Here is a 19,218-nt window from a genome sequence, read left to right as displayed (position 1 = left end):
ATGAAATTTATCAAACGCATAGCACTCATATTCATAACTTTGGTATTCATTACAGGAAGCTATATTGTATATTGCTATTTAACGAAACAACCTGTTCCTTTTTTCGGACGTAAAATTACAGGTGCTTACTATTCAATTGCTACGACTACTTCCTCAAATCCACTGCAGTGGAACGTTTCAGAAGCTACAGTATTTAATCGAATACAAAATGATATTCCAGAAAAACTGCTGATGGCAGATCCTTTCTTATTACAAAAAAATGGAAAATGGTATGCATTCTTCGAAATCATGGGTAAAACTCATGCAGATATTGGCGTAGCTGTGGAAGAAAATGGACAATGGAAGTATTTAGGAATTGCTCTTGACGAAACGGTACATTTATCATATCCATATATATTTGAAAAAAAAGGGAAAACTTATATGATTCCTGAAACGAAACGTCACGGCCAAGTACGATTGTATACAACCGATAATTTTCCGTTTGGATGGAAAGTAGAAAAAGTACTAATCAATGATGCGCGTTTGGTTGATGCGTCCTATTTTGAAAAAGATGCAACATCGTATCTATTTGCTACTGATGGTTGGGACTTACGGTTGTATGTAGCTGATAGTTTGTATGGAAATTGGCGAGAACATCCGCAATCGCCATTACGAAATGGAAATTACACACGCTCTGCAGGAAGAATTTTTGAGTATAATGGACAATGGATTCGCTTTGCACAAGATCACTTTGGAGGATATGGACGTGCAGTATATGGTTTTGCTATCGATTCAATCTCTAAAACCTATTATCGAGAGTCAGAATTATCTACGAATCCAATTCTTAAAAACCAAGGAGATACGTGGGCAAAAAATGGAATGCATCATATTGATATTCATGAATTGCCAGATGGAACTTACAAAGCAATTTTTGATGGTTATGGCTTTGGAAAAGAAAAAATCACCTTTAGTCTAACAAATAACTGATTAACCTATATAGATGATTCTTTACGTTGGAAATATTGTGTCTCGTCATGGAAAAACTGCTACTACAATTGAAACTTTGGGAGCATTACTCCAACAAGAAGGGTTTGATATACGGCTAACTTCCAATAAACAAAACAAGTTTTTACGGTTGTTGGACATGCTTTGGAATGTATTTAAATATCGAAAACAGGTAGAGTACGTGTTGATTGATACATATAGTACAACCAACTTTTTGTATGCCTATTATGTTAGTCAACTGTGTAGAAAGTTTGAACTCAAGTACATTCCCATCCTACATGGCGGAAACTTAGCGCAACGTTTGCAACACAGCAAGGCAAAAAGTGACGCAATCTTTCAACATGCATATGTAAACGTGTCGCCCTCATTATTTCTAAAAAGTGTATTTGAAAAGTATGGCTACACAAACGTGCAACACATTCCGAACAATGTAGAAATTGAAAACTATCCATTCACCAAACGTTCTAAAGTAGGAGCGAAGTTGTTATGGGTGCGTTCGTTTGCAGAAATTTATCATCCGCAAATGGCAGTAAACGTGGCGCATCAATTGAAAGAAAGTGGTGTAAAAGTTTCATTGTGTATGGTAGGGCCTAAAAAAGATGATTCGTTTGTACAGACACAAACGCTCGCAAAGCAATTAAATGTAGACGTTACCTTTACAGGAAAACTATCCAAACACGAATGGATTTCACTGTCTAAAGACTATGATATTTTTATCAATACGACCAATTTTGACAATACTCCTGTAAGTTTGATAGAAGCCATGGCATTGGGATTACCGGTTGTTTCAACCAATGTTGGAGGCATTCCGTATTTACTCAGTGATGGTGAAGACGGAATTTTGGTTGCGCCTGAAAACGTACAAGAAATGTGTACAGCCATTAAAACGCTATTAAATTCTCCAGAAATGGTGGAAAAGCTTACCAAAAACGCACGAGAAAAAGCCGAAACTTTTGATTGGAACGTTGTCAAAGCACAGTGGAAGCAGTTGTTAGCGTAGAAGTCATTTAAAATTTTTCCTTTTTATTCTTTCTATTGTAATCGGGACATTTAAATTCCTTATTCTCAATAATTAAAAAGTTATATATAGTATTACTTAGAAGTTGTTATAGAAAGCTTTTTAGGGAGTAAACGCTTGTGTTTGTTAGCCAAACTTGAGCAGTACATTAATGCTACCTGCCAATAATTCTTCTTCGGTGTAATGTGTATAATCTTCATGAAGTGTTAACTCCTTGAACTTACGATATTTTTCGGAGTTTACATCACATGTATCATAGTGTAAAGAGACTATTTCATATCCAGTTTTTTCAAAAATTTGCAAGTAATCAGGCAAACGCAATCGATTGTGATAATCGAATTTTGTATGTTGTTGTTTCCATTGTTCTTTGCTATACTTTAAAAAGTCGTAATACGACAGTGTCTTATCGTCATACGCGCGGTGATCACTTGGCGAAATCATATGTAAAATATAGAATGGCTTTAGCAGGCTTTGAGCAAAATTTTGATGAATCTTCTCTAAGTCATTAGGAGGAATATGTTCAAGAACAAATCTTGAAAAAATCAAGTCAACAGGTTCATCTGATAATGTTTTCGAAATGGCTAAGTTCTTATTAGGATAATAGCTAATAGGATGTGGCAGGGGATAATTTCCTTTTTCTGTAGCGACTTCAATGTTGAAAGTAGACTTAAAGTAGTTGTTTAATTTTACAATAGTTTTGGAATCATAATGCTCATTAATATCGTATGTTACAACATTTTTAGCATTTTCAAAATATAGGAAAAAATAAGGAATGATGGGAGCCCATCCCGAACCTAATTCTAACACAGTCTTATCCTTAAGCTCAATATCAGCTTCCGCTAAGATTTGTAAAGCTTCTTTAAAAGAACGGTCATTAGTTTTGATTTTGTAATGAACACTATTTCTATTCAGAAATTTTTGAAGCTGATGATAAATGCCAAACCCCAATTTGCTTGGCAATAAATCTAGCGTTTTAAAAATGAATGATTTTATTTTATGGTTCATATACGATAAATTCGCTTGCAAAATAACAAATAAAAAATGATTATTTTCATCTGTTAAATTTTATTACTTTAGATTTGCACGATACGGTTCATTTGATGTTGAACTGATGCATTGGCGCTTTTTAAACAGTTAAACGATTCTTATAGATAATTCTCCTGTATGTTTTTCAAGTTTATATTTCAGGTTGGTGAACGCTTACGAAATCCTTCTATTAGAAAGTGGTTTGCGTTTTTAAAACAATCTGAAATCTGGTCTAGAGAACAATTAGAAGCATATCAGTTGGCACAATTAAAAGAGTTGGTATCTTTTGCAAAAGAAAATGCTCCGTATTACAGAGAAAAATTTGCTGAAATTGATGTAGATTCTTTTACATCAATACAAGACATTGAACAATTGCCAATGCTATCTAAAAAAGAAGTATTGGAACACAGCAATGAAATTCACACACACTACAACTTTAAAAAAACTTTTACAGCAACAACTTCAGGTTCGTCAGGAGATCCGTTAGTGTATAAACGTGAAGAAAGTGCCGATTCCTTTAATCGCGCCTCCATTTTTAGAGGATATTCTTGGCATCAAGTAGAGCCGTGGGAGCGCAACGGATATTTTTGGGGTTTTGATTTCTCTCTGGTACAACGAATAAAAGTACAGCTCTTAGATAGTTTACAAAATCGCTTTCGAGTATTTGATTATAAAGAGCAATCATTTAAAAAATTCGTTAATAAGTTACGACGGGCTACATACATTCATGGATATTCTTCAATGATTTATCAATCAGCCAAACTTATTAATGAACAGCAACTCCCAAAACCTAAAAAGCTTAAAATGGTAAAAGGGACTTCAGAGAAAATTTACGATAGCTACAAAGCAGAAATTAAAGACGCGTTTGGTGTACCTATAATAAGTGAATATGGAGCTGCAGAAACGGGAATCATTGCGTTTGAATGTACTGAAGGTAAAATGCATGTCAATATGGAAGGCGTCATTGTAGAGGAAATAGCGCAGCAAATTGTAGTGACCAATTTACAAATGAAAGCTTTCCCTATAATCCGTTATCAATTGGGTGATTATATTAAATTAGCCCCTAAGGAAGTGACCTGTTCGTGTGGAAAAGCTCACTATATTTTAGAAGAAGTAACTGGAAGAATAGGGAAAAACGTATATGGAAAAGCACACATATATCCTAGTTTGTACTTTTACTACATTTTTAAAAACCTTGGAAAAAAACATAATCTAAAACTAACCTACCAAATTATCCAAAAAGAAAAAGGAATCCTTATCTTTAACCTTGAAGAAAACCTAACTAATAACGAACTAGCGCTGCTAAAAAAAGAGATTCACCATTATTTTTCCGACGATATTACCTACAAAATAAACCAAAATGTGAAGAAAAAATTTGGCAAAGAGAAAACTAAAAGTTTTATCTCTTATATTTAGCACACCATTATGGCCTCAAACTCAAACATACATTTCGAAATATCGGAACGAAAGTTGCTACTTCGTGTTTTTGATGTGATTGCCTTGCTTGTTGGCTTGTATATCGTATCGAACACCTTTGATTTTGATTATTTTAGACTGACCCATGAACGCTGGCTTTGGAGTGTGGTGTTGATTGTATATTATATGCTTTTTTCGACAATTTTAGAATTATATAATTTACAAAAATCCAGTCGATATGATACTACTTTCCAAGGAATTGTATTGTCTGTTTCTATTACCGTATTGTGTTATTTATTAACTCCATTTTTTACGCCTGAGTTGCCTGAAAATCGTTTGCAGATATTGTACTTTTTCTTGGCAATATCAGTCGCTATTTTTTTATGGCGTTGTGCATATATTTTCTTTATTTCTTCTCCGAGGTTCTACAAGAACATTCTTATAATTGGTACTCTTGAAGAGATAAAAATTATGTCAGAAGCTATTGAAAGTAACACTAAGTATTTTAAAATAGTAGGTTATATTAACTCTAGTGACAATCAAAAAGAGATAGCTCCCAAACTAGCAAACTATGAAGAAATTACTAGCTTGAATTTAAAGGAAGTTGTTCGTTCAAAAGCTGTTTCTGAGATTATCATTGCGAGTAATCAAAGAGAAGAACTACACAAACCTTTATTTGATAGTTTGATTGGTTTGTTGGAAACAGGATTGCCTATTAAAGAATACATCCAAGTATATGAAGAGTTAACATTCCGTGTACCTGTACAGTATATTGGTAAAGACTTTTATAAATATTTTCCGTTTAGCCGAAGCAATCAAAACAAATTGTACCTGTTTTTTCATCGTTTGTTTGATGTACTTCTTTCTGTTTTGGGACTATTGATAAGCTTGATTTTTTTGCCTCTAGTATTAATTGGAAATGCAATAGCAAATCGAGGCCCTTTATTTTATACTCAAGAGCGTGTTGGTAAAAACGGGCGACCTTTTAAGATATATAAGTTGCGAAGTATGGTAGTAGATGCCGAAAAGAACGGTGCTGTTTGGGCTACCAAAAATGACACACGAATAACGAAATTTGGACGTTTTTTACGAAGGTCTCGTTTAGATGAAGTACCACAATTTATCAATGTTTTGAAAGGAGAAATGAGCATGATTGGTCCTCGACCAGAACGTCCTTCATTTGTAAAAGAACTATCAGAACAATTATCTTTTTACGAAATTCGTCACGTCGTCAAACCAGGTGTAACGGGTTGGGCACAAGTAAAAACAGATTATGGGGCTTCGGTTGAAGATAGTTTACGCAAATTACAATACGATCTTTATTATATAAAACATCGTAGTTTCTTTTTAGACATCAATATCATTGTAAAAACACTTAGTACCGTTTTGTTTTACCGAGGTAGATAAGTTTTAGATTGTAATTGTTTTATAGGTACAGTTCAGATTCGCATATCCTTTTCAATTAGGATGCTAACTTTCTAAAGTAATACAACAAATATACGTAACGAACTATCAATACGAATAACAAAGGAATTGTTGCTAGAGCAAATTGCTGAAAATCAATTATCCAAATGCACAAAACAAGCAATAGCAAGAAAAGTAATATTGCAGGAATAATCCATAGTTTTCTTTTTTCCTGTTTTTTTGTTGACAATTGGTAGGCCCAATAAATAGTTAAAGGAAATAACCACCAGATATTCATATTTGTTGCTGTAGCAGAATGGTCAGTAGCATACCAAAGTAGAAAAATAACAATACCGGCTATACCAATTACAGTTAATAGAATAGTATCAAGCCATCGAGAGCGTCTCCCTTTTTTAAAATCTAAATAAGTAACGCTAAAAACGAGGAGTGCTATTATGGAGAAAATGAAATATGGACTTAAGAAAAAATTCCCTTTAACATGTGCATTCTCAGGAGCTGCTAGGATAAGTTCTGTTTCACTTACTAAAGGCGTTACACCATCTACAAGTGTAGCGTTTTCAAAAGCTTTGAATACATATTCAGGTAAAAATTGAAATTCATCAGGATGCACAGGTTTGTCAATAACAGCACCTAAAGCAATATCAATTCCAAAACTAGACCAGGAATTAGAATCTAAATTATCATGAATTAAGTCGCGAAACGTTTTCTTTTCAGGTAAATGATCTTGATGGAAAATGAACTGATTATCAAAATTTTCACGAATTACATCTCTAATTTTAGTGGCACAGTTATTAAAAAAGAAATCGTATTTATAATCTCTATTTTCGGGTTCATAATTTGTTTCTAAAAAGGCGAGAAGTTGTTCTGTTTGATCGGGCGTTAACCGTAAAACCTGTTCTTTTATCCAACGTTTTTCATACTTATAAACTGCAACAAATCGCTTAAAACTGCTTCTTCCTAATTGATATGGAAGTTTTCCACGAGCAAACTTGACGTAAAAAAGAGGAGTGTCAAAATCAAAAGTACCGTAATTGTATACAACGTCATATCCGTATACAGGATCTTTGAAGCGGAATGCACTGTGGCCAAATGACGAATACAATTCGTTTCCTGCTCCGCAGGTAATTACAGAGAATGTGGCTTCGGGAGAAATCTTAATTGATTGAGAAGTCTGCCCGAAAACAATTCCAGCATATAGAAAAAGAAGAATTACTATTTTTTTCATCAAATCAAAAGTATTACTTTTTGTGTGCAGATGAAATTATGTTCAAATGTTTAATTAGAATTTAACGATTTGATTTTATCGAAATAAGCTCCAATCGATTTTTAAGGAGAACACATTTGAATACACAGCCGCACTTTGGTCTCCAATATCTGTCAATGCATAATCAATTTGGATTCCTTTGTACTTAAATCCAATTCCGATATTAGGTTGAAAGGTAAGCGATTCAGAACCAAAATTATTTTCATTCTGAAAGTTTCCTACACCAGCACGTAAAAAGACAAGGTCTGTATACGCAAATTGCAAGCCAACCGAAGGTGTAATACTAGCAAAAGAAGTAGAAACAATATCGTTGGTTTCAGCAAAACGCATATTCAAATCTACTTCTGCGGTAAGCGAATAATCGTAATTGAACGTAAACGTACGTGCAACTCCAAATTGTAATTTCGGAATAGTAATTTCAGTAGTTTCAGGAAGATCTTGCTCTGGAATTTGGTCACTAACATTATTAAACAAATCTTCATCAATACTCCATGTATTAAAGGTAGTTGTAATGTCACGAGCCATTAGTCCGAACTTCCAATCTTTGTGCTTAAATTGAATTCCAAGATCAAATCCAAATCCCCAAGAAGAGGCAAAATCACCAATTACACGACGAATAACTTTTGCGTTTATACCATAGTTTAATCCCTGTACAGGTAGCTTACGAGCATAAGAAAAGGTAATTCCATAATCGGCAGCAGAAAATAAACTAATTCTATTAAAATCTATATTTCCTTGACTATCGATAAGTTGTGTAGTATTTAAAATATCATCTACTCCAAAGCGAATTAACGAAATTCCCCAAGCACTTCTATCATCAATAGGCATTGCAAAAGCTGCATAGTCATATAAAGCTATGTTTGCAAAATAGCTTGAGTGCATCAAAGCAATTTGTTTATCTTCTAGTTGTACTAATCCAGCAGGATTCCAATATACAGAATTGACATCATTGATGTTGGCTACGACTGCATTTCCCATTCCGAAAGCAGCAGCATCTACACCAATATTCATAAATTCGTTCGAATATTTGGCAACAGACTGGCTATGCGCAACGTAGGCAACACTGATAAAGAGGAAAACAAATAACTTTTTCAAGAGTGTAAATTTTTACAAATATGCAATTTTCTACCCTAATAAACTCAAAAAATATATAGATATTGTATAGATATTAAAGAACATTTCGCCTGTTTCAAGATAGAGTTTGTAAACTTTAGTTATTTTTACAAAAAATCAATTCAAACATATGAAGAGACATATTCCTAATTTTATTACACTTTTAAACCTATTTTGTGGTTGTTTGGCAGTAATTTTTGCCGTTAAGAATCAGTTGGAGATTGCTGCTTTTTTTGTGTTCTTAGGAATATTTTTTGATTTTTTTGATGGATTGGCGGCAAGATTGCTGAATGTACAAAGCGAACTGGGCTTGCAGTTAGATTCTTTAGCAGATCTTGTGACTAGTGGACTTGTTCCAGGAATCGTGATGTATCAATTGTTAAACAGATCATTAGAAATTCATGAGAAAGTATATGATGGTCATTCTTGGTCAGATTCGTGGCATTGGTTTCAAAATGAAGTTCATATCCTACCAATGGTTGGGTTGTTGATTACATTGGCTTCTGCCTATCGTTTGGCAAAATTCAATATTGATGAAAATCAAACGTCTTCATTTATAGGTTTGCCAACACCTGCAAATACGTTATTAATCATTTCTTTTCCATTGATATTGGCTTATCAAGGAAGTGAGTTTATCAATACGTTATTACTCAACACTTGGTTTTTAATGGCAGTAACGGTGTTAAGCTGCTATTTATTGAATGCCAAAATACCTTTATTCGCTCTAAAATTTAAAGATTGGAGTTTTGCTAATAATAGTGTGAAATATATCTTTTTGCTATTGTGTATAGCTTTATTAGCATTTTTACACTTTATAGCGATACCAATTATTATACTATTATATGTGTTATTTTCCATTTTAAAAAAATAACGATGTTACTAGATATTACTTCTGCTCCATATCATATCTCTATTGATGGCACACATGATGCGACTGATGCATTGGAAAAAGCTCTTGAAGATATAAAGAATAGTGGAGGAGGAACGATTCAGTTTCCTGAAAACGCATTTATTTGTATTTCCAGAACACTTTCGCTTCCTGATAATGTAGTTATGACTACTGAACGTGGAAAAGCACGCATAAAATATTATCATTCTCAAAATATAGAAACAAAACATCTCTTTTTTGGGAATGCTGTGCAAAATGTAACATTTTCAAATATCATATTTGACACACAACATCAAAGTCCGTCCGTAGGCGCTATAGTTATCACTAGTTATGGAAAAGTTCCTATGGAGAATTCAAATATACTAGTAGACAATTGTGAATTTAAAGGAATGAACAAAAGCGGATGTTGTGCAATACGAATTCAAAAAACCAAAGGAGTTACGATTCAAAATTGCACATTTGAAGATAGTTATATAGGAATTGGTTTATGGAAGCGAAATTCTGAGATAGAAGTAAAAAACAATTCTTTTTCAGATTCAATGACAAATACAGCAATCCGTTTCACAGGAAATATGGACAAGAAGAACCCTGAATTTTGTGATAAAGTACGTATAGAAAATAATTCAATTAGAATAAAAGCAGTAGCATCCGTCATTCAACCTGATGGAAAACCTAAAGGAAGACCAGATAGTTTTAGCGGTATATATTTAACATGTGGCGATAAAGATTATACAGGAAACTCTAATTTTCATGATAGTGTACAACTAATGAATAATACCATTATAGGACCAAAATTAGGTTTTTTTAGTGGAGGTTCTGCTGATTTGTTCAGCATAAAGGACACTAAAAACTTTGTATGCAAAAATAATATAGCTACTGGCTCAGGTGATCTTGGGTTTGCTTTTGAGCGTTGTCATCAAGGAGAAATTAGCAATAATACTGCAGAAGAGAACAATTCTTGTGGTATAAGTGTATTGGGAAGTTCCTACCTTTCGCTTACGCACAATAAATGTGGAAGCAATGAACAAACGAGAGATCGTATTTATCAAAATCATCCCTATGGTGGTATACGTATAGAATATGGAAGTCATCATATTACCATTGAGAATAATGAATTTTATCAAGTGCCAACCGAAGCACAATTGACACAACACTACGGAATAGTTATTAAATCGACCTATAAAAAAGGGATAAAAGAGTATCCTAGCGCAATTAAGGTGGTAAATAATACTAGCTCAGGGCAAGTATTTGGTGCTGTTTTCAATGAATCTGATGATACAGAAATTTTATGAATATGATAACAAAAAGCCGTTATTACAATTAAATAACGGCTTTTTTGTTGCTATAATAGTTTCGTTACTAAAATCTATTGCACAGTTACATTGAATGTAACTTCTACATCTGTTTCTCCACCAGCATTAGCCAATCCAGTATTTGGTTTGGTCGGTTCATGTACTAAAGTTACTGTAAATGTACCAGTACTTGCAGCACCTGTACTCAAGTTGAATGTAGTACCTAATGGATTGTTATTCGCATCAAAACTTGTATAAGTTGTGCTAATGTTTGCTCCGTTAACAACATAGAAAAATTGATGCTCTTCGGCTTCTTCTTGTACTTCATTGGTAATATTTTCTGCAGGAGTTTCTGTTTCATTCAATAAAACCACAGTACCCGTATAAGACGCAGAAGAAACTAAATTTCCAGAAACAGTCACTACAGGAGCATCAGGACCATCACCGTCTAAATCTCTGGACTGTAAAGTTACAGCAGTTCCACCACCAACAGGAGTTAGCGTTACAGTAACTGTAGTAATTACCTCTTCTTCATTTACAGGAATCGGTGCATCATCATCACTAGAACAAGAAATAAATAAAGTGCTGATGATGGTAATTAAAGTTAAAAGTCTATAGTTAATCGTATTCATTTTTTTAATTTTTTAATAAGTTATTTTTAAATTAATTGAAAAGTTTCTCCCCATATCATCTGCATAATAGCGCAAACGATTCAGGTAGTTTCGATACTTGGTGTCGAAAATATTAGAAACAGAAACCCCTACAGCAAGCATTGATGTTTTTCCTAAAGTAAAATCTGCGCTCGATTGTAAGTGCAGTAAATGATACGCTTTTGGTGGCGTACTAACATCTACAAGCTCAAAAGTGTTTGTTTCGGGGATAAATACCTCAAAATTGTTATTAGGAAATTCATTTTGTCTAAATGTATATTCGCTTTGTAAATCAATTCTGAGATTGTGTATGTGTTTGTTTTGATAGACTAACCCGTTAACAGTATTTACAGGAGGCATATCTATCAATGGTAATTTGCGTGACTCATCATATCCTTTTACCAATGAAAATTGGTGATAATAATTAAAATATTTAGATAAGGTTAGCGAAGCGTCAATATCCAAACCTAGTAATGTGGCATTGGTTTGACGATATTCCCAAACTTGAAAATTTCCACGGATTGTTTGTTGAATTTCAGTTGGTTCAATAATGATGAAATCATTAATGAAATTGATATACGGATTAACAGAAAATCCAAAAATAGTTCCCTCTTTTTGGAGCGTTAGGGCTATTTTATGTGCAATTTCAGAATCAAATCGTAAGTCGCCCAACTCTATACGTGATGCAGAATGATGTAAGCCTTCGCTAAATAACTCAGAAGGGTTAGGAGCACGAGAAGCTAGTGAATAATTTGCAAATACTGTATATGAGTCATTCAACGAATAGCGCGTACCTGCTGTAGCAGAAGCATTCGCAAAATCTAACTTAGGATTGGTTAAAATTTGATTTCCAAATTCACCCACTACAATATCGGCAAATAGAACATCATAATTGCGATCTTCCCAAAAAGAAGTGCGATAAAATTTATCAGCATTGATATGTATATAATCCAATCGTGCACCAAACTCTATTAACCATTTATCTGTAATCGAATAATTCCCTGTACCATATATCCCGAAACTATAACGTTTGTAATCTGGAATTAAGCGTCGTACGCCTGTACTAGGATCAGCTTCATTTTGCTGAAACTGCGCTAATATACCAGTTTCCAAGTTCAATAATTTTGGATTGTTGGTGTCTAGATCAACTCGAAGTGTTTGTGAGGTGAGTGCCAAATCTAAAGAAGCTCTTTCAAGATCGTCTCCACGACGCACATCAAATTCTAAGCGTTGATTTCGTTGAAAATCATATTGGAGCGTAATTTTCCCTAAGTTTTCAAGGTCTTTAAATCCACGTACTTTGAACAAATGGTGAGACACCTCTTGTTTTGGAGCGTTAATATCATACGTGAAATCTCTGACGATTAAGGGAACTCCGCTATTTATGGTACGCACTTGATCGCTTGCTCCACCTACATGAGAGGCACGCAAAATTCCAATATCATTTTTAAAATAAGAATAATAAGCTTCTACACCATAGTTGAAACGATTATAACCAATTCGAGCAGCGATATTTCGTTCAAAAACACCAGTGTTGCTCAGCACATAATCGGGCGCTTCAAAATCGCCAAAACGTTTCAATGTACCTTGTATGGAGCCATACCAGCCATTTTGATAACTTTTTGTAAGGGTAGAAGTGATGCTCCCACCACGACCATTCGAAGCAGCAGTCATCAACGTTTTTCCATATATAGTATCTTTCACAGGAACTTTTGAAGCCTCAGTGATAATAATTCCGCCTATCGCATCACCACTGTATTTGAGGGCTCCAGCACCTTTTACAACAGTAATATTTCCAACCGTATTCACATCAATACTTGGTGCATGTTCTGCTCCCCATTCTTGATCTTCCATACGGACGCCGTTATTCATCACTACTACACGACTGCTATGTACACCATTGATGATAGGTTTTACCACAGCGTTTCCTGTGTTAAGTGAAGAAACACCACTTAAAGTGTTTAAAACATCTCCTAAAGAACCATTTGAGAAACGATCTAATTGTTGTTGATCTATTTTTTGCTCAAAATTTGTTTTTGTTTTATTTCCGTAAATGGACGCTTGTAGCGTAATCGCATTTAATTCTTCTAAGTGATGTTCTAGCTTGAAGTTTCGGTTCAAATTGCTAGAAATTTTTACTTTGAAAGCTTGTGTAGCACAATTAGGATGTGATACTTGAATCGTGTAATTTCCTTCGCAAAGGTTTGAAAAAGTATAATTCCCATTCAAATCAGATTGAGTAACTTTTTCATGACCAGCGATGATTAATGTTGCACCAGGAAGTACAGATTCATCATGTAAGTCAATCACTTTACCAGTGAGTTCGTAGTTGCAGTTTTGACCATGCAGAACTACGCTACTGCAAAGCAATAACATAATTATGTAAGTACGCATTTTAAAATTCTTAGTTTAAAAATAATGAAGTTTATATGTTCTAAGAATTATAAGGAGGCGCACGAAGTCGCTTGTTGGTAAGCGGTAAATAATGGCATAAAGACTTTATAGTGCCTTCAGCCGGGTTAGAAATAATTGGAGCTACTAATAAGTTTGGAAGACTTGTGAACTCAAAGTAATAATTTGAAAAGTGATACGTACACAAGTCGCAATGCACATTATTTTCATGAATGTGCTCTTTTTGTTCATGACACGTTCTTGTTTCGTGTTCTTCTATGAGTTGGTGTGAAAACTGTATAAAAGAAGGAGTAGCCAATGTTAATAGTAACAAACAGGCTAAGCAAATGTCCTTTATTTTTTGGATAATTTCCACAGTTGCGTATAGATTTGGTAAATCGAAAATACACGATTTTACACAAATGTACTAAATGGTTTACTTAAAAAAAATATCTTTTATTGATTTATTCTATACGAAAAGGAGTTTTGCTAAGATTTTTCGAAGTCTAATTTCTTTTCACGTAACTCAAAGTTTTGTCCCAAATATACTTTTCGCACCATTTCATCTTCGGCCAGTTCTCTTGGTTTTCCTGCTTTGAGAATGTTTCCTTCAAACATTAAATACGTTCTATCGGTAATGGCCAAGGTTTCCTGTACGTTGTGATCTGTAATTAAAATTCCAATGTTTTTATTCTTTAAGTGCGCAATAATACGCTGAATATCTTCTACCGCCACAGGGTCAACCCCTGCAAATGGTTCATCCAATAATACAAACTTTGGATCAGTTGCCAAGGCTCGTGCAATTTCAGTACGTCTACGTTCACCACCCGATAATAAGTCGCCACGGTTTTTGCGGATGTGTCCTAAACCAAACTCTTCAATCAACGATTCCATCTTCATTTCCTGTTCTTTTTTTGAGAGCTTAGTGAGTTGTAATACACTTAAAATATTATCTTCAATACTTAATTTTCTAAAAACAGAAGCTTCCTGTGCCAAATACCCAATTCCATTTTGTGCGCGTTTGTACATTGGAAAATTAGTAATTTCCATATCATCCAAATAGATTTTTCCTCCGTTCGGCTTTATCAAACCTACAATCATGTAAAAAGAAGTAGTTTTTCCAGCTCCATTTGGACCAAGTAATCCTACAATTTCTCCTTGATTTACTTCTAAAGAAATTCCTTTTACAACTTTACGTCCTTTGTAGGACTTCATGATACTATCGGCTCTTAAAATCATATTTTGATTATTATGAAGCGTAAAAATACGAATTTCAATACTACGCTTACGTTTTTTAATAGGAAATTAACGTGATTAGGACTGCGCTTCTAATGCTTCCCAAAATTCGTATGCTCTACGTAAATGAGGAATTACGATTGTTCCACCAACTAAAGTAGCAATTCCAAGAGCTTCCATTACTTGTTCTTTTGAGAGCCCAACTTTATATGCTGTTTCTAAATGATATTTAATACAATCATCGCAACGCAATACCGCAGAAGCCACCAATCCGAGTAGTTCTTTAGTCTTTACATCTAGCGCACCTTCCATATAAGCATTAGTGTCTAAATTGAAAATTCGCTTGATGATTTTGTTGTTATCTGCTAAAATTTTTTCATTCATTTCAGCACGATATGCGTTGAATTCTTCTACTTGATTAGCCATTTTTTAATTTCTTTTTTTGATTTTTTTCAACTCTACTTGATATGAATATCCCTATTTGGTATAAAATCATGATTGGAATTGCCACGACAATCTGACTTCCAACATCAGGAGGTGTAATAATTGCCGCTAATATTAGTACAACAACAAGTGCATGTTTTCTATATTTTCGTAAAAATCGCGGTGTAACCAGTCCAATTTTTGACAAAAAGTAAATAATTAACGGTAATTCGAAAACCAATGACACACCAATAAGTGTATTGGTTAGAAGACTGATATGTGATTGTATTTTAATGGTGTTTTTAATCTCTTCAGCAATTTCAAAATTATAGAAAAAGTAAGAAGACATAGGCATAATAATATAATAGCTAAATAACAATCCTATGAAAAATAGAAAAGAGGCAAAGAAAATGAACCATCTAGATCTACTACGTTCTTTAGGGTTTAATCCTGGAGCTATAAATCTCCATAATTCAAAAACAATGTATGGAAATGCAAAAATAAATCCGAGAATGATAGCAGACCAAATAGCCATGGTAAATTGTCCTGTAGCATCTGTATTAATGAGTTGATCATCAAAAGTTAAAGAACAAAAATCACTTTCTACACCAAAAAATTGAAACGCATCACAAAACACTTTATAGGTTACAAAGTCTCCATCTAAATGAACAATTAATAAATTCTTATAGATAGGCTGAATGTATACAAATACAACACAAGCAATGATAAAAATTGCAGCAAAACTTCGAATAAGGTGCCATCTTAGTTCTTCTAAGTGATCTAAGAACGACATTTCGTTTTTATTTTTCCCCATTATAATATTCCTTCTTTTACCAAATCGTGTAAATGTACAATTCCAGCATATTTCCCGTCTTCTTCAACCATTAATTGAGAAATACCATTATCTTCCATCATTTCCAAAGCTTCTACCGCCATAGCTTCATTAGAAATACGCTTCGGATTGGATGACATGATGTTTGCTGCTGTCAAATCACCAATAAAATCGTTCTTAGATAGCATTCTACGGATATCTCCATCAGTAATTACGCCGATAATTTCTTCTTTTTCATTAATAACAGCTGTTGCTCCGAGCATTCCTTTAGAAATTTCAACAATAACATCTTTAACAGAACTGGTTGAGAAAACTTTAGGTTTTTGATTTACTGAAGACAAATCATTTACTCGTAAATATAATTTTTTTCCTAAGGCGCCACCAGGATGGTATTTTGCAAAATCTTTACTAGAAAACCCTCTTAATTCTAACAAACAAATCGCTAATGCATCACCTAAAACAAGTTGTGCTGTTGTACTTGTGGTTGGTGCCAAGCCATTAGGACACGCTTCTTTTTCCACATATGCATGTAGCACAAAGTCTGCCTGTGTTCCTAAAAAGGATTCTCTGTTGGCAGTTATAGCAATTAATTTATTAGAACTATTTTTTATTAAAGGAACTAAAACCTTGATTTCGGGAGTGTTTCCACTTTTTGAAATACAAATAACAGTGTCATGCTCTTGAATTATTCCTAAATCTCCATGAATAGCATCAGCAGCATGCATAAAAATAGCAGGTGTTCCTGTAGAATTTAAGGTTGCTACAATCTTTGTAGCGATGTTAGCACTTTTCCCGATTCCAGTAACAACCACTCTGCCTTGTGAATGGTAAATGTAAGAAACAGCTTCTGCAAACTCAGCATCAATTAAAGGGATTAAATTTTTTATCGCATTATATTCTGTTTCAATGGTTTGCTTAGCAACACTAATAATAGTATCTTTATATTTCAAAATGATTAAATTTAAAAATTGTGGTTCCTAAAGAAAATAGTATCTTTAGTGAATGCAAATGTATGTAAAATAGTAAAAAGATAGAATGAGTTTAGTAGAAATTGACTTATACAAGGAACTAAAGAAGCACTTCGGGTTCGGTCAATTTAAAGGACTACAGGAAGAAGTTATCAAAAGCATTATCAGCGATCAAAATACCTTTGTTATAATGCCAACGGGTGGTGGTAAATCCTTATGCTACCAGTTGCCAGCATTGATGAAAGATGGTACGGCAATCGTTGTTTCTCCCCTAATTGCCTTAATGAAGAACCAAGTAGATGCCTTACGTGGCATATCTTCCCAAGATGGTATTGCACATGTATTGAACTCTTCGCTAACCAAAGCGGAGACCAAACAAGTAAAAGACGACATTACAAATGGAATAACTAAATTATTGTATGTCGCACCTGAATCATTGACCAAAGAAGAAAATATAGAGTTTTTACGAACGGTAAAAATTTCTTTTATGGCAGTTGATGAAGCACACTGTATTTCTGAGTGGGGACACGATTTCCGACCAGAATATAGAAACCTTAGAAATATTATTAAAAAAATTGGAGATGCGATTCCTATAATTGGATTAACCGCTACTGCGACACCCAAAGTTCAGGAAGATATTCTTAAAAATTTAGGAATAACTGATGCGAACACATTCAAAGCATCTTTCAACAGACCTAATTTATTTTATGAAGTTCGCCCGAAAACAAAAAATGTTGACGCAGACATCATACGTTTTATAAAACAAAACCCTAATAAGAGTGGTATTGTATACTGTTTAAGTCGTAAACGAGTAGAAGAGTTGGCGCAAGTACTTCAAGTTAACGGAATCAATGCAGTTCCATATCATGCAGGTTTAGATCCTAAAAAAAGAGCAAAACATCAAGATATGTTCCTAATGGAAGAATGTGATGTAGTGGTAGCAACTATTGCCTTTGGAATGGGTATTGACAAACCAGACGTTCGTTTCGTAATTCATCATGATATTCCTAAGAGTATTGAAAGTTACTATCAAGAAACGGGAAGAGCTGGTCGCGATGGTGGTGAAGGTCACTGTTTGGCTTTTTATTCGTATAAAGATATCGAAAAGCTTGAAAAATTTATGTCAGGTAAGCCGGTAGCAGAACAAGAAATAGGGCATGCTTTGCTACAAGAAGTAGTTGCGTATGCAGAAACTTCTATATCGCGACGTAAATTTATATTGCATTATTTTGGAGAAGAGTTTCCTGATGATGGAGAAGGAGCTGATATGGATGATAATGTCAGAAATCCTAAGAAAAAAGTTGAAGCAAAAGACGAAGTGTCACAGCTTTTAACTACAATTCAAGAAACGAAACAAACTTACAAAGCCAAGAATATTGTAAATGTATTAGTCGGAAAAGAAAACGCTTTGATTAAGTCGCATAAAACGCATTTACAACCTTTTTTTGGTAGTGGTAGTTCACGCAATAGTAAGTTTTGGATGGCATTGATACGCCAAACATTGGTGGCAGGTCTTTTGCGAAAAGATATTGAATCATATGGTGTAATTAAGCTGACAGATGATGGATTATCTTTTATCAAAAATCCGACGTCATTTATGATGACGGAAGATCATAATTTTGATGAATCTACAGACAATAGTATAATTACCGCTTCAAAAGGTAATAATGCAGTTGCGGATAAGCAATTGATGACCATGCTAAAAGATTTACGTAAAAAAGTTGCCAAACGCATAGGAGTTCCTCCATTTGTGGTATTTCAAGATCCTTCTTTGGAAGACATGGCACTTAAGTATCCAATCACCTTAAAAGAAATGAAAAATATTCATGGAGTAGGTGATGGAAAAGCAAAAAAATATGGGAAAGATTTTATTGAATTTATCAAAAACTATGTAGAAGAGAATGATATTGTTCGTCCTGATGACTTGGTCGTAAAGAGTACAGGGGTTAATTCAGGATTAAAGCTTTACATTATCCAAAGTGTAGATAGAAAGTTACCATTAGACGATATTGCTTCTGCAAAAGGACTGGAAATGTCTGATTTTATCAAAGAAATGGAACAGATAGTTTATAGTGGGACAAAGTTGAACATCAGTTATTGGATTGATGAAATTTTGGATGAAGACCAACAAGAGGAAATTCATGAATATTTCTTAGAATCTGAAACGGACAAAATTTCAGATGCTTTGGAAGAGTTTGATGGCGACTACGATGACGAAGAGTTACGCTTGTATCGAATCAAATTCATTAGTGAAGTCGCAAATTAAAAAGAATAAAAAAAAGCTGTTTACC

Annotated in this window: 17 protein-coding genes; 7 read left to right on the top strand and 10 right to left on the bottom strand. The window is 34.1% G+C overall.

Annotated elements, in window-relative coordinates; translation table 11 throughout:
* Both AA088_RS12045 and AA088_RS12040 read left to right on the top strand, forming a co-directional pair.
* Positions 1–966: a glucosamine inositolphosphorylceramide transferase family protein gene (locus tag AA088_RS12045; protein ID WP_052752885.1), complete on the top strand. Its 966-nt coding sequence runs from the start codon at positions 1–3 to the stop codon at positions 964–966.
* Between the two features lie 13 nt (positions 967–979).
* Positions 980–1,984 carry a glycosyltransferase family 4 protein gene (locus tag AA088_RS12040; protein WP_046745265.1) on the top strand — a complete coding sequence of 335 codons (1,005 nt, stop codon included), beginning with the start codon at positions 980–982 and terminating at the stop codon, positions 1,982–1,984.
* Positions 1,985–2,128: 144 nt separating this feature from the next.
* Here AA088_RS12040 and AA088_RS12035 read toward each other — a convergent pair whose 3' ends face one another.
* A complete protein-coding gene (locus tag AA088_RS12035) occupies positions 2,129–3,007 on the bottom strand; it encodes a class I SAM-dependent methyltransferase (RefSeq protein WP_046745264.1) in 879 nt (292 codons plus the stop codon).
* A 159-nt stretch (positions 3,008–3,166) separates the two neighbouring features.
* Here AA088_RS12035 and AA088_RS12030 point away from each other — a divergent pair, with 159 nt between their 5' ends.
* The gene (locus tag AA088_RS12030) at positions 3,167–4,444 is read left to right on the top strand and encodes a phenylacetate--CoA ligase family protein (RefSeq protein ID WP_046745263.1); all 1,278 of its coding nucleotides are present in this window, start codon (positions 3,167–3,169) and stop codon (positions 4,442–4,444) included.
* Positions 4,445–4,453: 9 nt separating this feature from the next.
* On the top strand, positions 4,454–5,851 hold the full coding sequence (locus tag AA088_RS12025) for a sugar transferase (protein WP_046745262.1): 1,398 nt from the start codon (positions 4,454–4,456) through the stop codon (positions 5,849–5,851).
* A gap of 55 nt (positions 5,852–5,906) precedes the next feature.
* Here AA088_RS12025 and AA088_RS12020 read toward each other — a convergent pair whose 3' ends face one another.
* Both AA088_RS12020 and AA088_RS12015 read right to left on the bottom strand, forming a co-directional pair.
* Positions 5,907–7,094, bottom strand: a complete 1,188-nt coding sequence (locus AA088_RS12020; protein ID WP_046745261.1) for an Lnb N-terminal periplasmic domain-containing protein — start codon at positions 7,092–7,094, stop codon at positions 5,907–5,909.
* Positions 7,095–7,169: 75 nt separating this feature from the next.
* Positions 7,170–8,228: a putative type IX sorting system protein PorV2 gene (locus AA088_RS12015; protein WP_164484239.1), complete on the bottom strand. Its 1,059-nt coding sequence runs from the start codon at positions 8,226–8,228 to the stop codon at positions 7,170–7,172.
* A 148-nt stretch (positions 8,229–8,376) separates the two neighbouring features.
* Between AA088_RS12015 and AA088_RS12010 the strand changes: the two genes are divergently transcribed.
* Complete coding sequence (locus tag AA088_RS12010) at positions 8,377–9,117, top strand: CDP-alcohol phosphatidyltransferase family protein (RefSeq protein ID WP_046745259.1); 741 nt, start codon at positions 8,377–8,379, stop codon at positions 9,115–9,117.
* A gap of 2 nt (positions 9,118–9,119) precedes the next feature.
* Complete coding sequence (locus AA088_RS12005) at positions 9,120–10,427, top strand: right-handed parallel beta-helix repeat-containing protein (protein WP_046745258.1); 1,308 nt, start codon at positions 9,120–9,122, stop codon at positions 10,425–10,427.
* Between the two features lie 74 nt (positions 10,428–10,501).
* On the opposite strand, the gene AA088_RS12000 is transcribed toward AA088_RS12005, so the two are convergent.
* The 7 genes from AA088_RS12000 to AA088_RS11975 all read right to left on the bottom strand — a co-directional run bounded on the left by AA088_RS12000 (position 10,502) and on the right by AA088_RS11975 (position 16,909).
* On the bottom strand, positions 10,502–11,059 hold the full coding sequence (locus tag AA088_RS12000) for a hypothetical protein (RefSeq protein ID WP_046745257.1): 558 nt from the start codon (positions 11,057–11,059) through the stop codon (positions 10,502–10,504).
* 12 nt (positions 11,060–11,071) lie between these two features.
* Complete coding sequence (locus AA088_RS11995; protein ID WP_046745256.1) at positions 11,072–13,471, bottom strand: TonB-dependent receptor; 2,400 nt, start codon at positions 13,469–13,471, stop codon at positions 11,072–11,074.
* A gap of 40 nt (positions 13,472–13,511) precedes the next feature.
* Entirely contained in the window at positions 13,512–13,844 is a 333-nt protein-coding gene (locus AA088_RS18370) for a hypothetical protein (protein ID WP_157547185.1), read from the bottom strand.
* A 113-nt stretch (positions 13,845–13,957) separates the two neighbouring features.
* Complete coding sequence (gene lptB / locus AA088_RS11990) at positions 13,958–14,707, bottom strand: LPS export ABC transporter ATP-binding protein (RefSeq protein WP_046745255.1); 750 nt, start codon at positions 14,705–14,707, stop codon at positions 13,958–13,960.
* A 75-nt stretch (positions 14,708–14,782) separates the two neighbouring features.
* Positions 14,783–15,130 carry a carboxymuconolactone decarboxylase family protein gene (locus AA088_RS11985; RefSeq protein WP_046745254.1) on the bottom strand — a complete coding sequence of 116 codons (348 nt, stop codon included), beginning with the start codon at positions 15,128–15,130 and terminating at the stop codon, positions 14,783–14,785.
* Positions 15,123–15,941, bottom strand: a complete 819-nt coding sequence (tatC, locus tag AA088_RS11980) for a twin-arginine translocase subunit TatC (RefSeq protein WP_046745253.1) — start codon at positions 15,939–15,941, stop codon at positions 15,123–15,125. The genes AA088_RS11985 and tatC overlap by 8 nt, the downstream gene beginning before the upstream one ends.
* A complete protein-coding gene (locus AA088_RS11975; RefSeq protein WP_046745252.1) occupies positions 15,941–16,909 on the bottom strand; it encodes a KpsF/GutQ family sugar-phosphate isomerase in 969 nt (322 codons plus the stop codon). Before AA088_RS11975 ends, tatC begins: the two co-directional genes overlap by 1 nt.
* Before the next feature lie 85 nt (positions 16,910–16,994).
* On the opposite strand from AA088_RS11975, the gene recQ reads away from it, so the two are divergent.
* Entirely contained in the window at positions 16,995–19,193 is a 2,199-nt protein-coding gene (recQ, locus tag AA088_RS11970; protein WP_046745251.1) for a DNA helicase RecQ, read from the top strand.
* Positions 19,194–19,218 lie beyond the last annotated feature (25 nt).

The organism is Kordia zhangzhouensis, assembly GCF_001005305.1.
Taxonomy (GTDB): domain Bacteria; phylum Bacteroidota; class Bacteroidia; order Flavobacteriales; family Flavobacteriaceae; genus Kordia; species Kordia zhangzhouensis.
Note: the sequence above shows the minus strand (reverse complement) of the source record. Positions and strands in the feature narration are given on the sequence as shown.

Excerpts from the sequence above, each read along its gene's own strand:
- AA088_RS12045 (WP_052752885.1), top strand. The coding sequence starts at position 1 with ATGAAATTTATCAAACGCATAGCACTCATATTCATAACTTTGGTATTC.
- AA088_RS12040 (WP_046745265.1), top strand. The coding sequence starts at position 980 with ATGATTCTTTACGTTGGAAATATTGTGTCTCGTCATGGAAAAACTGCT.
- AA088_RS12035 (WP_046745264.1), bottom strand. The coding sequence starts at position 3,007 with ATGAACCATAAAATAAAATCATTCATTTTTAAAACGCTAGATTTATTG.
- AA088_RS12030 (WP_046745263.1), top strand. The coding sequence starts at position 3,167 with ATGTTTTTCAAGTTTATATTTCAGGTTGGTGAACGCTTACGAAATCCT.
- AA088_RS12025 (WP_046745262.1), top strand. The coding sequence starts at position 4,454 with ATGGCCTCAAACTCAAACATACATTTCGAAATATCGGAACGAAAGTTG.
- AA088_RS12020 (WP_046745261.1), bottom strand. The coding sequence starts at position 7,094 with ATGAAAAAAATAGTAATTCTTCTTTTTCTATATGCTGGAATTGTTTTC.
- AA088_RS12010 (WP_046745259.1), top strand. The coding sequence starts at position 8,377 with ATGAAGAGACATATTCCTAATTTTATTACACTTTTAAACCTATTTTGT.
- AA088_RS12005 (WP_046745258.1), top strand. The coding sequence starts at position 9,120 with ATGTTACTAGATATTACTTCTGCTCCATATCATATCTCTATTGATGGC.
- AA088_RS12000 (WP_046745257.1), bottom strand. The coding sequence starts at position 11,059 with ATGAATACGATTAACTATAGACTTTTAACTTTAATTACCATCATCAGC.
- AA088_RS11995 (WP_046745256.1), bottom strand. The coding sequence starts at position 13,471 with ATGCGTACTTACATAATTATGTTATTGCTTTGCAGTAGCGTAGTTCTG.
- lptB (WP_046745255.1), bottom strand. The coding sequence starts at position 14,707 with ATGATTTTAAGAGCCGATAGTATCATGAAGTCCTACAAAGGACGTAAA.
- AA088_RS11985 (WP_046745254.1), bottom strand. The coding sequence starts at position 15,130 with ATGGCTAATCAAGTAGAAGAATTCAACGCATATCGTGCTGAAATGAAT.
- tatC (WP_046745253.1), bottom strand. The coding sequence starts at position 15,941 with ATGGGGAAAAATAAAAACGAAATGTCGTTCTTAGATCACTTAGAAGAA.
- recQ (WP_046745251.1), top strand. The coding sequence starts at position 16,995 with ATGAGTTTAGTAGAAATTGACTTATACAAGGAACTAAAGAAGCACTTC.